This window comes from Candidatus Bathyarchaeia archaeon (assembly GCA_038882715.1).
Taxonomy (GTDB): domain Archaea; phylum Thermoproteota; class Bathyarchaeia; order Bathyarchaeales; family DTEX01; genus DTEX01.
The window spans coordinates 90,016-102,742 of the sequence record JAVZNR010000002.1 but is presented as its reverse complement, the minus strand read 5'-3'; the positions used below and the strand labels follow the sequence as shown (position 1 = coordinate 102,742).

At 46.1% G+C, this 12,727-nt stretch carries 11 protein-coding genes; 3 read left to right on the top strand and 8 right to left on the bottom strand.

Annotated elements, in window-relative coordinates:
* Both QXR61_02080 and QXR61_02075 read right to left on the bottom strand, forming a co-directional pair.
* On the bottom strand, nucleotides 1–1,005 hold the full coding sequence (locus tag QXR61_02080; protein ID MEM3756739.1) for a triphosphoribosyl-dephospho-CoA synthase: 1,005 nt from the start codon (nucleotides 1,003–1,005) through the stop codon (nucleotides 1–3).
* Nucleotides 1,002–1,715: a hypothetical protein gene (locus QXR61_02075; protein ID MEM3756738.1), complete on the bottom strand. Its 714-nt coding sequence runs from the start codon at nucleotides 1,713–1,715 to the stop codon at nucleotides 1,002–1,004. The genes QXR61_02080 and QXR61_02075 overlap by 4 nt, the downstream gene beginning before the upstream one ends.
* A 138-nt stretch (nucleotides 1,716–1,853) precedes the next feature.
* Between QXR61_02075 and QXR61_02070 the strand changes: the two genes are divergently transcribed.
* Both QXR61_02070 and QXR61_02065 read left to right on the top strand, forming a co-directional pair.
* Nucleotides 1,854–2,327, top strand: a complete 474-nt coding sequence (locus QXR61_02070) for a hypothetical protein (GenBank protein ID MEM3756737.1) — start codon at nucleotides 1,854–1,856, stop codon at nucleotides 2,325–2,327.
* 82 nt (nucleotides 2,328–2,409) lie between these two features.
* On the top strand, nucleotides 2,410–3,750 hold the full coding sequence (locus tag QXR61_02065) for an NAD(P)/FAD-dependent oxidoreductase (GenBank protein MEM3756736.1): 1,341 nt from the start codon (nucleotides 2,410–2,412) through the stop codon (nucleotides 3,748–3,750).
* A 24-nt stretch (nucleotides 3,751–3,774) separates the two neighbouring features.
* Here QXR61_02065 and QXR61_02060 read toward each other — a convergent pair whose 3' ends face one another.
* The 4 genes from QXR61_02060 to QXR61_02045 all read right to left on the bottom strand — a co-directional run bounded on the left by QXR61_02060 (nucleotide 3,775) and on the right by QXR61_02045 (nucleotide 7,952).
* Entirely contained in the window at nucleotides 3,775–4,638 is an 864-nt protein-coding gene (locus QXR61_02060; protein ID MEM3756735.1) for a sugar phosphate isomerase/epimerase family protein, read from the bottom strand.
* A gap of 115 nt (nucleotides 4,639–4,753) precedes the next feature.
* Nucleotides 4,754–5,743: a class II fructose-bisphosphate aldolase gene (locus QXR61_02055; protein ID MEM3756734.1), complete on the bottom strand. Its 990-nt coding sequence runs from the start codon at nucleotides 5,741–5,743 to the stop codon at nucleotides 4,754–4,756.
* Nucleotides 5,744–5,814: 71 nt separating this feature from the next.
* Nucleotides 5,815–6,084 carry a MoaD/ThiS family protein gene (locus tag QXR61_02050; GenBank protein ID MEM3756733.1) on the bottom strand — a complete coding sequence of 90 codons (270 nt, stop codon included), beginning with the start codon at nucleotides 6,082–6,084 and terminating at the stop codon, nucleotides 5,815–5,817.
* An 8-nt stretch (nucleotides 6,085–6,092) separates the two neighbouring features.
* A complete protein-coding gene (locus QXR61_02045; protein MEM3756732.1) occupies nucleotides 6,093–7,952 on the bottom strand; it encodes an aldehyde ferredoxin oxidoreductase family protein in 1,860 nt (619 codons plus the stop codon).
* A gap of 125 nt (nucleotides 7,953–8,077) precedes the next feature.
* Here QXR61_02045 and QXR61_02040 point away from each other — a divergent pair, with 125 nt between their 5' ends.
* Nucleotides 8,078–9,073 (top strand): zinc-binding alcohol dehydrogenase, encoded by a 996-nt coding sequence (locus QXR61_02040; GenBank protein MEM3756731.1) that lies wholly within the window; start codon nucleotides 8,078–8,080, stop codon nucleotides 9,071–9,073.
* A 26-nt stretch (nucleotides 9,074–9,099) separates the two neighbouring features.
* On the opposite strand, the gene QXR61_02035 is transcribed toward QXR61_02040, so the two are convergent.
* Nucleotides 9,100–10,917, bottom strand: a complete 1,818-nt coding sequence (locus QXR61_02035; protein MEM3756730.1) for an ABC transporter ATP-binding protein — start codon at nucleotides 10,915–10,917, stop codon at nucleotides 9,100–9,102.
* 3 nt (nucleotides 10,918–10,920) lie between these two features.
* On the bottom strand, nucleotides 10,921–12,669 hold the full coding sequence (locus QXR61_02030; protein MEM3756729.1) for an ABC transporter ATP-binding protein: 1,749 nt from the start codon (nucleotides 12,667–12,669) through the stop codon (nucleotides 10,921–10,923).
* Between the last annotated feature and the right edge of the window lie 58 nt (nucleotides 12,670–12,727).

Sequence of the window (12,727 nt, the reverse complement as noted above, 5' to 3'; positions counted from 1 at the left end):
CTAGAATTTCAGGCCGGCTAAGAGAGCAACCATTATGGATGAGGCTGTTAGGTCCGCCGTTGTTCCGGGGCTGAAATTTTTGCCGAGCATCTGAAGCTTTTCATCCAGCTCCCATAAGGCGGCTCTACCATCATCTGTCATTAATCCGCCCAGCTCAAGGATTCTCTTCGCGGCTTCAGATATCCACGCAGTCTCCCTAATGCCCAGCTCAACAGCCCTTCTGATATCGCGTTCTCTCTTGAGGCCTATCTTCCTAGCTATGAACGTGTCCGGAAACTCTGAGAGTATTTTCAGGAAAGTGTGAACCACAGCGATATTTATATCCCTAGTGATGTTAAAGGTCTTGGTCAGCTCTCTAAAACCGACATTGAAGGAGATATCTAAGCCTGTTACAAGATCTCTCGCAACTGTATCGTAGGATGAGGCCTCCATCATGGCGTCGAAGAGGGTTATCCCCGAACCTAAAATCCTCCTTTTGAAGTTAGTCTCATATATGTCTGGAGCCTTCCCTCCGCTGACGCTGCCCAGCTCATTCGGGGAGCTCGCTATGGCTATGGCCTCATAAACTCTAACCGCATCTATCGGGGTTGTTGAGCGCATAATGGCATCGAAATTTCTTCTTAAAGGCTCCAGCAAAAAACCGTTTTCCTCAACATAGGTTTTCGCAGCGGCAATTGAGAGAGGAACGAAGAGTAGGCAGACGCCTAGATGAGTGTTTCCACCATTATGTGAAGACAGCATGTCACGCACAGCCACCTTAATGAGCCGGCCCACACCAACCTTTGACAGGCTTATTTTACCCCTAGCCGCCATAATCCCCCTTAAGGATGCAGCCGCGATAGAAGGGCCCAGAGCTACTGCGCCAGCCAGAAAATGTTCAAACCTAGCGTCGGCATGATCTTTAGTCCTGTGAACGTTGCCGGGCTTAGGCCAACCGCTAACCTCCAAAGCCGCTGCAAGCTCGGCTCTCTGCCTAATATACTCAGTTATCTCCCTAGATTTCATTTTTCATCACTTGACTGTTGGTGCGCTACTCCATATAGGAGACCAGCTTTCCTAAGTCTCTGGTAGATTGGGGCGGCTATGATTGCGGCTATTATCATCGCTATGATTCTCTCTATCGGATAAACTGGCATCGCCGAATACCATATCGCGGGGGGTAGATTGAAGTACCATATGGCTATTGCGCTTCCAGCGATATGATCTGACATAACGCCCACAAAAGACGCCATGGTTACGCCAAATAAAGTTCTAGAGAAACTCAGAGAAGCGAAAGATGAGCTAGCCATAACAGCTAGTGGCGAGAAAGCTATTATCATGGCGACTACGTGAAGCCACGGGTAAATATAGGCTTGCTGCCCATAAGGATGCGCGTAAAAGACCATAAGCGATGCGAGGATAATTGCGCCTGCAATATATCCTCTGTTAAACCTAACGCAGCCGGCTCCCACAGCACCTAGAAACGGCGGTATAATGGTTAAAAATCCAAAAATGGCGCCTGAAGGGTTAATGAAGCACCCTACTAGAGAGCCTATTAGGGCGGCTGATCCTCCGAGGTATGGGCCGAGCAAAATGCCTATTAGGGGGCCGCCCGCAGCGCCCAAAGTTATCGTGCCGGCAACGCCAATAGTTATGCCTAGCGGGAATATTGTTAAAATCGCCTGTAGAGCCGCAAATATCGCCGTCAACGACGCTTGGACGCTTGTAATCTTCATATCCATCACTTTTTGTGTAATTTTTTACATTTTTGTGTAACTTATTTCATAAAATATATTAAGTTTTCGGTCGAGCTGAGCGCTCAGCAACATAAAACTATTTATCTTGTTTCGCCGAAGAAGATTTTTGGCGGAAATATGGATAGAAGAGTTTATCCATATGTAATTTTCCTACCCAAAGGTAGCAAGTATGAGGTTTTGAGGGCGGTTTTCGGCTCCTCCGTTCCGGTTGACATTCTGAAGTTTGCTTTGAGGAGAGGTTTCTCTGAGAAGATTTATCAGAGAGATTTGATTGAGGATTTAGGCTACTCTAATAAAACAATTATAGAGCATTTGAAGGCCCTTGTGGATCTTGGCATACTGGGCGAGCATATGGAGAAAACCGAGTCTTCTGGAAGGGCGGTTTGGCTTAAGGCATACACGCTCACAGATCTGGGCAGATGGTTTGCGCTTCTTCTAGTTGAGGAGGAGAACCTTTCAACAAAAGATAAAGTTGAGATCGCATGCAACGTCTTCAGATCATATGTGAAGTGGATAAAGGAGCTTGCAAGTAAACTTGGAATCGATAAGGAGAGGCTGCTGGAGATATTTAAGGAGGAGATGGGGCCGTAGAGTGAAGCCCGGATTGTTTCCCGTAAAAGTTTAATTCCAATCCGGCTATAGATGTGCATATTTAAGGAGAGGCGCGGCTATCATGGAGAAATTTGATGTCGTTATTGTCGGCGCTGGAACCGCTGGCTGTATGGCTGCTAGAACCGCCGCAAAAACCGGTTTATCGGTTTGCCTAATCGACTATAAGGATGCTGGATCTATCGGCGACAAAGTATGCGGCGACGCCATAGGAAAACATCACTTCGATAATCTAGGCTTAAGATATCCAAGCGGAGAGGAGCTCGAGAGAACCATAATGGGCATAAAAGTTTACTCGCCGAACCTTGAGACGGTCTTTCGGCTTGTCGGAGAAGGTCTCCACGGCTTTATAGTGAATAGGCGGGCCTTTGGACAAAGGTTGCTTAAGGAAGCCATGGACTCTGGGGCTTCGCTTCTGGATTCAACACAAGCCCTTGAACCAATCATAGAAGGCGGCTTCGTCAGGGGAGTAATCGTTAAAGATCTGAGAACAAATTTAAAGATGGAGATTAAGGGGAGAGCTATGATAGACGCAAGCGGCTACGCCGCTGTACTACGAAGAAGACTCCCGCCTGAGATGGGGATAGATACAACAATAGATAGGAAAGATGAGGTTTTATGCTATAGGGAGATACGCGTCTTAGAGACTGAAATAGAGGAGCCTGAGTTCTGCCAAATATACCTAGACTTGGAGGCTGCGCCGGGCGGATACTACTGGGTTTTCCCCAAGAGGGGAAGCAGCGTCAACGTTGGGTTAGGCGTAGCCGCCATCGGCAGCTTTCCAAACCCAAGAGACCAGCTATACAAGTTTGTTTTAAGCAAGCAGATTTTCGAAGGTTCAAGGCTTATTCACGGCGGGGGCGGCATTGTCCCGACGAGACGCCCGCTAGACTCGTTCGTCAGCAACGGCATAGTTGTTATAGGCGACGCGGCATGCCATGTAAACCCGATTCACGGGGGAGGCATGGGCCCGTCAATGATGGCTGGTAAAATATCCGGAGAGGTTATCTCCGAGGCGCTGGAGAAGGGTGAGCCTAGCATAGAGAATTTATGGCCGATAAATGTACGTTACATGAAGACTTACGGCGCAAAGCAGGCGGGATTAGATGTCTTCCGTGTTTTCCTGCAAAACCTGACGAACGAGGATATTAATTACGGGATGAAGTATAGGCTGATAAAAGAGGAGGACGTCTTGAAGGCTGGGTTAGAGGGGGACGTGCGTTTAAACATAACCGATGCGACGAGGAGAGTTTTCATAGGGCTTGGAAGAGTATCTTTCCTAAGAAAACTGTATGCGATGGCTAGAAAATCTAAGGCCGTTAAAAAAGCCTATGAAGATTACCCGCAGTCGCCTAACGAGATGTCGAAGTGGCGTTTGAAAATTCAGGAAATATTGAAGAATTGACGAAATATAATTCTTGCAGGCCTTTCATAGAGTATTCAGCATTTGAAGAAGGTTCCTTATACATATTTCTGACGCCTCCTCACCAGCATAGGAGAATTCATCTCCACCCGGCTTCATTAAAATATCTTCTGGAATCTTTCTTTTAGGCCTCCAATGCGTTTCCAGCGAAATATATCCGCCATATTTGTCGTCTCTCAGGGCTCTAAACTGCTCCCTAAAGGCTACTTCGCCCTCACCGAAGGCTGTAACTTCAGGTTTTCCCTCACTCCCCATCCTAACGCCATCCTTAACATGCACGTGGACAATCCAGCCCTTAACGTACCTGTAACCGTCGGGATAAGGCACTTCGCCCGATGGGTCGAAAATGTCGTTTCCCGGATCCCACACAGCCCCAACCTTCTTTGAATTAATTTTGGAGAGAAATAGGGCGAGCTCCCTCCCATTTCCAGCAAATGTTGAAGGCTCATTTTCAACGCCTAAAATTACGTCCTCGCTCTCTAAGATCTCTAGGGGTCTCCGGTACTTTTCCAGTATCCGGTCAATGTAGTCTTCCATATTGCCCTTTCTCCAAAACGTGAACCCCCTAATTATCTTAGCGTCCAGCTTAATCGCTAATTCAATGCATCTTCTTAATATATCTAGATGTTCTTTATACTCGCTTTCACTGTCGATATCCGCCTTAAAGAAAGGTGAAGCTATCGCGCTAACTTTTAACCCATATTCAGATAAAATTCTCTTGATTTCATCTGCCTCCCGAAGGAGGAGATGCGGCCCCTTTCCCCAGACGCTCCTAATTTCAACGCCATCAAGATTAAATCTTTTTGCGAAAGCGGCTACGCGCCTAAGATCCTGAGATACCTCATCCGATATGACCGATATTTTAAACATATTGCTTCGTAACCCTCTAAAAACCATTTATGTATAGATCTCTATCCATTCCATCCCGAAATCAATTCAAAATGAAAAATTTTGTTATTGAAGGAAATTTTTCAGGAGGTATCCTTTACTCTACTTTTCCGGCGAAGAGCCGCATGTACTCTTTAACTTTCTCCTTAACTCTCCTGCGGGCAGCGTCGCCGAAATTCCGGAAGTCTTTTTCGCTTGGATTAGCCTTATAGGCCTCTATGAAGCCCTCTATGAAAGCTATGGATAAGGCTGTTGCGACATTAACCTTTGTCACCCCGCCGGTTTTAATGGCGTCTAGTAGGGTTCCTTCACCCTTAAGCAGCTTTATTCCTTTTCTCTCAGCGTCTTTTGGCGTCATTAGGATGCCGGATGAGCCATGTGAAACCAATGGTATACGCATCCTTTCTTGAATAGCTATTAGCCTATCTACCCTTATAGGCCATATATCGTCCCATATGCCATGTATCGAGCCAAACGCTGCGGCGAGAAAATCGCATCCAGTCTTCTTAACGAAGTATTCGACGTCTTCAGGCTTAGCCATAAGTTCCTCAACAGATTTACCGGCTTTTTCACGTATAATCTTTACAGCTTCAGCTGGCGGCAAGCTCCTTAAATAGGCGATATCTCCCTTAGAGAAGTAGTCTTCGATTCTAGGTATCTTACCCAATTCAGCCTCAACCGGTACGCCTCTAGCGTGGCACATTTCAACGACCTGACGTGTTAAACGAATATTCTCTTCCAGCGGCAGCGAGGACCCATCGATGAGAACCGCTGTGAAACCGGTTTCAAGAGCTTTTTTCACATGGCTGATCTCGGTTGCGTGATCAAGGTTTAATGCAACTCGAATATCCGTTTCGGCGGCAGCTATTTTAACCATTCCAGCAGCCATAGACCAGCCTGCGTATTTGGCGGCTCCTGGGCTAACCTGAATTATTAAGTCTACTGGTTCACCCAGCTCTTTACTTACCTCTTCAGCAGCCCATATAAATGCTTGAACCATCTCCATGTTGTTGGCATTGAAGGCTCCTACAGCCCTTCCTTCCTCCAACGCTGGTAGAAGCAGATCCTTCTCATTAACAAGGGGCATTAACCATCACCACAATCAGACTATTGCTCTCATGTTATGAGAGAGAAAGGATATATAAAATTCTTTCTCCGTCATCCGCCAGCCACAATAGGTACTATGGCAACCCGATCCCCATCCGCGAGCTTCGCGTTAAACCCTCCTAGAAACTCTATGTTTTGCCCGTTCAACATTATGGACACCTCCGGCCTCAACGCCTTTACAAATGCTTCGCCGTACCGCTCCATAGCTTTCTTCAGCAGTTCTCTAATGGTGGATCCTTCCGGAAGCTCAAAAACTATTTCTTTTTCAGCGATACTTTTCCTTAAATTCTCGTCTAACAGTATAATCTTGACTCTTACCACTGCCTTATTCACCAGTCGACATATTTGGCGGTGAAGTCTAATCCGAGCTCAAGCAGCTTCTCTCTTCTTGGTCTTCCCTCGCAGTCTAGTCCGCGCTCAACGTAATATTCTTCGAGCATAGGTTCTAAATTAACAGTTTGCCCTTTAGCTGCGCCATCAACCATAGGTTCCTCTAGAAATCTTCTGGGTAAGGTGTCGTCTTTGCGGCTAACTCCCATTCTAACGTTAAACAGTCTCTGGAGCATCCATATTCTCTCACCAGCCCTCAAGAGATCCTCTAATGTTGTTTCCCAACCGGTTACCGCAGTGTATAGTTGCACGATCTTCCTTAAGGGGACGCCGCCGAATAGATAGACGAACTTGCAGATTCCTAGAGCGTCAACAACGCGGCAAACATCCTGCATTACCTTGACCACATGGGCTTTCCCCTCAATGGCGAATCCATCGAGCTTCTCGTTAAACCCGATGTCTGGAAGAAGAATCCCTCTGGATGGGAGCATTGAAAGCCCCCTCAAGTGGCAAGCCCCCCTCTCCGATACAGCGTACTGCAACCCCATCTCCTTAAACCTATAGGGATTATGCATGGGTATTTCAAGGCCCTTAACGTGCATAGCGTATCTCTCGGCGCCCTTCCCGATAATTTCAGCAGCCCTCTTAACGCCCTCGCCTAATATTGCCCCGAACCCTTCTCTCCTACCGATGAGAACAACCATTTTAATTATGGCGTCCGGGTCACCCCACCTCAGCTCGACTCCTCCAGTGTCTTCCTTCGTCACTATGCCCTTCTCATAGCACTCCATCGCGAAGGCTATGGTGGCTCCAACCGATATTGTGTCTAAACCAAACCTGTTACATAGATCGTTCGCCTTAGCTATTGCCTCTAGATTATCATTCATGCATAATGAGCCCAAAGCCGCGATAGTTTCATATTCTGGGCCATAGCCCTCCAGCGGGGCATAGGGCCCCTCGCTTATCTTAACGTATCTCCCGCAGGCTACGGGGCAGGAGAAACAAGACTTTCTATCAGATAGAATTGTTTCAGCCATTTTCATGCCTGAGATTTTCTCAGCTCCGGGAAATCTCCCCATTGTCCAATTCTTTATTGGCAGGTTACCCATCTCCTCGAACGCTACAACGCCTCTCGATGTTCCATATTCCGTGAAAGCTTTCATCCTATCCTTCACAATCTCCACAATCTCTCTGCTTAGGCCAGCGAGCGCTTCAGGGTTAGCAACATCTATTCTCCGTGAACCCAGCACCGCTATGGCTTTCAGGTTCTTTGAACCCATAACTGCGCCTAAACCGCATCTCCCAGCAGCCCTACCGTTATCGCTTATAATGGAGGCTAATCTAACAAGTCTCTCGCCAGCTGGCCCAATAGATGCTACAGCCGCCTTTCTTTCACCCAAATCCTTCTTTATGGACTCGCATGCTGTAAACGTGTCCATGCCCCAAATGCCGCTGGCATCCCTAATTTCAACGCCGCCGTCATGTATCCAAAGATAGACCGGTTTCTCAGCTTTTCCATCCATCAGAAGCATATCGTACCCAGCACGCTTAAGCTCGATGCCGCTGTTGGCTGAAAAAATGGATTCGCCCCAAATATTTGTTAGAGGAGACCTTGAAACTATAATAGATTTGCAGGCAGCCGGCGCATTAGACCCCGTTAGCACCCCTGTGGCGAAAATAAGCTTGTTTTCCGGGCTTAAAGGCTCCACATCTCTATCAACCATCTCAAGCATAATCTTAGAGGATATTCCTAGACACCCAATTAATCTCCTAGCCAACGAGAGATCCAAGTTTTCCTCTTTAACGCGTCCGTTAGAAAGATTAACCTCCACGATTTTACCAGCGTATCCTCCAACCATTAGCAGCACCTCAACCCTTACTCTAAAAACTGTATAAAGTATTATTTCAGGATATTAAGCTTTAAAGTTTAAGCTGCCCATGTGGAAATAGAAGCATCAATTAGTTGGAGGGATCCGTTTTGTCCATGTTGAAGGGGAAACGCATTGTTTTCAAAGATATAGGTTTAGTTGAAGTAGAAGATTTCATCCCGGATAAACCCGGTCCTAAACAGGTGCTTATAGAGAGCGTTTCAACGTTAATTAGTCCCGGCACGGAGACAGCGTTTTTAATGGCTTTGCCGAATACGCCTGCAAAGTTCCCTATGTATCCGGGCTACTCGAATGCTGGAATAGTGTGCGCTAAAGGTGAAGCCGTTTCATCATTTAATGTGGGCGACAGAGTGGTTTCACAGAAACCTCATGCCAGCCACGTGCTCGCCGAAGAAAAAGAGATAGAGAAAATACCTAGCAATCTATCCTTTGACGAGGCGTCATTCTTCGCTTTAGCTTCCATAGCGATGCAAGGGATTAGAAAAGCGGACATAGAGATCGGAGAATCTGTTCTGGTTCTAGGTCAAGGGCTGGTTGGCAACTTAGCCCTACAATTATCGAAGCTGAGCGGAGGGATACCTGTAATAGGCGTCGACGTTTATGATTATAGGTTGGATGTGGCGAAGAAATGCGGCGCCGACGAAACATTGAATCCCAGCAAAGTAGACTTAAGGGACGCGGTGACGAAAATCACGGAGGGAAAGGGTGTCGACGTTGTCATTGAGGCTACAGGTAACCCGGACGCAATTCCCCTAGCGCTTGAACTTGTGGGAACGCGTGGAAGAGTCGTTCTTCTGGGCAGCCCAAGAGGCGTTTCAACAGTCAACTTTTATAGCTTGGTTCATAGGAAAGGCGCCATGATAATAGGGGCCCACAACAATGTTAGGCCATACTATGAGTCAAGCCGCAGGTTCTGGACGCAGAGAGATGATGTAAAACTAAGTTTGAAACTATTAAGCAGGGGGCTTCTAAAAGTTCGAGACCTAATTACTGAGAAAGTGCGGTTTGAGGCGGCGGCAAACGCGTACAGAAAGATCATTGAATCAAGGGAATCCACTCTGGGAATAATTTTAGAGTGGAAGAAAACATGAGTGTTCAGGCAGTAGATGCCTAAGTGTCATCTAGATCTGCTCAAGGTTTCAGCCTTAATCAATTCACCTATCTGAAGCTCATAGAGCTTTGCGAACAAGCCTCCTCTCTTCAGCAGCTCGTTATGTGTCCCTTCCTCAACTATTTTTCCTCCATCTAAAACTATGACTCTATCCGCTAGAAAAGTCGTCGAGAGCCTATGCGCGATTATTATGCATGTTCTGCCGCTTAAAAGCCTCTTTAAAGCCTCCTGCAACAAGCTCTCGGTGTAGGGGTCTACGCTGCTGGTCGCCTCATCAAGTATTATTATTTTCGGTTTCCGGAGAAGGGTTCTAGCAACATTTATCAGCTGCCTTTGCCCAACAGAGAGGTTAGCGCCGCCCTCAGACACCATCGTGTCAAGCCCCTCAGGCAGAGTTTTTATAATCGGCTCAAGCCCAAGATCATGTATAACCCTAATGATCTCCTCATCTTTGGCGTCGGGCTTACCGTAGCGAATATTCTCTCTAACAGTATCTTTGAAGAGTATCGGCTCCTGTGGAACCAAAGATATCTGCCTTCTAAGAGAACTCAACCTAATTTTCCTTATGTCTACACCATCTATAAGTATGCGTCCACCCTGGGGATCATATAGCCTTAATATAAGGTTCGCCAAGCTTGTCTTTCCAGCGCCCGTCGGCCCGACAACAGCTAGTATTTCCCCCGGGTTAACCTTAAGGTTAAAGTTCTCGAAGACTTTTGTCTCACCATATCCGAAGCTCACGTTTTCGAAGATTATTTCGCCGCTCTTAATCTCAAAGTCCACGGCGTCGCTTGAATCCTTAACTGATGGTTTCGTCTCAAGATACTCAAATATTCTTTCCGCGGCTGCTAGAGCTGACTGCAACATGTTATAGTACACGGTTAGAGTTATCACGGGATTAAAGAACATTTCCACATAGCTGTAGAAGGCTATTAGTGTACCTATCGTTGTCTCGCCACTTATGATCAGATGCCCGCCATAAAAAGCCAGTATAGCGACGGTTGCAGCCCTTATTATGCTTAAAACCGGACGTGTAAGCGCCATAACAAGCGTTGCCCTAATATTTGCGCGCATGGTTTCGTAGCTTACTCTTTCAAATCTTCTCAGGTCGACTTTATCCCTATCGGAGAAGGATTGCGAAACCCTCATGCCGGAGACTGTCTGCTCGATATTTGAGGTTAGTTCTCCAACCTTTGATCTAACCTCCCTGTAAGCCTTATAGCTTCTTCTGGCCAGAAATATTACTGAAATAATTATTAGCGGCACCAGAGACAGCGTTGCCAATGTGAGATTAACGTTCAGGCTCAGCATGGCGGCGACCGCTCCTATAATGGTTAAAGTGTTGAATACAGCGTCTATGAAGCCTGTGGTCGCCGTCTGCCCAACCGCTTCAACATCACTAGTAAATCTAGATATGATTTGGCCAGCTGGCATGGATGAGAAGAAGGCGTAGTCTAACTCCACTGAATGGGCGAAAAGAGAAACACGTAAATCGTAGAGGAGCCTCTGCGTTAACCACGCGATGCTATAGGTTCTAATAACCCCCAGAAGCCAGCTGCATACCGCTATAGCCGCGAGAATAGATGCATATAGCACTAGAACGTTCGGGTTTCTAGCAATTATCCCCTCATCCACGATCTTTCGTCCAATATACGGTCCTAAAACGTTCAGAATCAGAACCGCTGAGGCTGCAAAGATAAAGATTAATAGCCTAGCCTTATACCGCCATATAAGCCTCATAAGTCTAGCAATTATTTTGATCGGGGAGCTCTTAGGCTTCCCCTCAGCGCCCTCCCTCGCGTATCTGGCTAATACCCACCCCAATTCCTACAACCCTCCAGCAAATCCTTCCTGATGAGCGAACTGAGCGTTATATAGTCTCGCATACGCTCCATTAAGCTTCATTAAGTCTTCATGCCTACCTTCCTCAACGATTCTACCGTCCTCTAAAACCATTATTCTATCCGCCATCTTAAGCATCGAGAGCCTCTGGGTCACTATGATCACGGTTCTACCCTCAACGAGCTTTTTTAAGGCTTCAAGAACCATGCTCTCCGTTTCAGCATCAAGGTTCGACGTAGGGTCATCTAGAATCAGTATTTTCGGATTAATTATAAGCGTTCTCGCTATGGCTATCCTCTGTCTCTGCCCTCCTGAAAGCGTTACGCCTCTCTCCGCAATATTCGTCTCATATTTCTTAGGCAGGCTGATTATGAAGTCGTGGATCCCCGCAGCCTTAGCGGCCTCAATCACCTCGCTCATGGAGGCATCAGGCCTACCGTACGTTATATTATCTTTTATTGTCCCGGAGAAAAGCATAGTGTCTTGGTGAACTATCCCAACATGTTTCCTAAGAGATTTAATTTTAATGTTTTTTATGTCTACGCCATCTATAAGTATGCGTCCGCTTATAGGGTCATAAAATCTTGGTATGAGTTTAATCAGGGTTGATTTTCCCGAACCTGTTGGGCCAACTATGGCGACCTTCTCTCCGGGTTTAACCTCAAAACTAACATCTTTTATTATAGGTTTATCGTGACTATACCCGAATGTAACGTTTTCAAATTTTATGTGGCCCTTAACCTCCTTTAAATCGATGGCTCCGGGCTGGTCTTTAACTTCGGGCTCTTTATCAAGCACCTCAAATATTCTGGATGCTGAAACTGATGCCCTCTGATAATCTAGGACGAAGAAACCTAGCCCGATTAACGGCCAATTGAGCATGGAAAGATATAATATGAATGCTACGATGTCCCCTATGCTTAAAACCCCTGAAACAGCTTTAAACCCACCATATAAGTAGACTACTAGCTGAATGGCCGCTGAAACAAGCCCTATTGAAGGCCACGATATTGAGGCATACTTTTGAAACCTCATGTTTAAGTCGTATACGCTATCTAATCTAGATCTATAGATCTTTCCGAAAACGTCCTCTATTCCAAGAGCCTTTAGGATCTTCACCGTAGAAGTATATTCTTGCACAACGCTGTTGAATTGGCTCATCGCTCTCCAGCTGTTTTCAAGTATTGGGTAAACCTTCCTATTGAATGAGATCGTTATCAGCGCTATAAATGGCAGCAGGGATATCGCTGTTAGAGTTAACTCAACGTTCAGAGATAAAAGTATGTAGAGCGCGATTGAGCATGAGAAGATCACGCTCAGCAGCGGCATGGTTGCGAAGCTTATGAAGCGATTTAAATTATCCATGTCGTTAGTCACCCTAACAATTATTTCACCAATGTCCACCTTATCGTAGAAACCATAAGAAAGCTCGTGCAGATGATTGTAAAGGTCTAATCTGAGCCTATAAGTTGTCTTCTGGGCCATTGTTTCGAAAAGGTATCTAACGATGAACGCTGAAAGCCCTTCCAGAAAAGTTAACCCGATAACAGATAGCGATAAGGGGAGAAGTTTACTAGCATCGTAAGAAACTACGGAGTTTAATAGTTCCCTAACATACCACGGTATCATCATTGCAAAGATCGTTGAGGCGAAAGAAAAACCTATGGCGGGTATCAGAATCTTCCATTCCTTAATCACGTATCTATAAACCCTAAGTATCGGCGATTTAGCCATTGTTTTTCAACCTTAATTATTCACATCTTATCCAATAAACGTTGAGTTTATAGCAATA

Bases quoted from the DNA above. Each gene is read 5' to 3' on its own strand.
- QXR61_02080 (MEM3756739.1), bottom strand. From the start codon at position 1,005: ATGAAATCTAGGGAGATAACTGAGTATATTAGGCAGAGAGCCGAGCTT.
- QXR61_02075 (MEM3756738.1), bottom strand. From the start codon at position 1,715: ATGAAGATTACAAGCGTCCAAGCGTCGTTGACGGCGATATTTGCGGCT.
- QXR61_02070 (MEM3756737.1), top strand. From the start codon at position 1,854: ATGGATAGAAGAGTTTATCCATATGTAATTTTCCTACCCAAAGGTAGC.
- QXR61_02065 (MEM3756736.1), top strand. From the start codon at position 2,410: ATGGAGAAATTTGATGTCGTTATTGTCGGCGCTGGAACCGCTGGCTGT.
- QXR61_02060 (MEM3756735.1), bottom strand. From the start codon at position 4,638: ATGTTTAAAATATCGGTCATATCGGATGAGGTATCTCAGGATCTTAGG.
- QXR61_02055 (MEM3756734.1), bottom strand. From the start codon at position 5,743: ATGCCCCTTGTTAATGAGAAGGATCTGCTTCTACCAGCGTTGGAGGAA.
- QXR61_02045 (MEM3756732.1), bottom strand. From the start codon at position 7,952: ATGGTTGGAGGATACGCTGGTAAAATCGTGGAGGTTAATCTTTCTAAC.
- QXR61_02040 (MEM3756731.1), top strand. From the start codon at position 8,078: ATGTTGAAGGGGAAACGCATTGTTTTCAAAGATATAGGTTTAGTTGAA.
- QXR61_02030 (MEM3756729.1), bottom strand. From the start codon at position 12,669: ATGGCTAAATCGCCGATACTTAGGGTTTATAGATACGTGATTAAGGAA.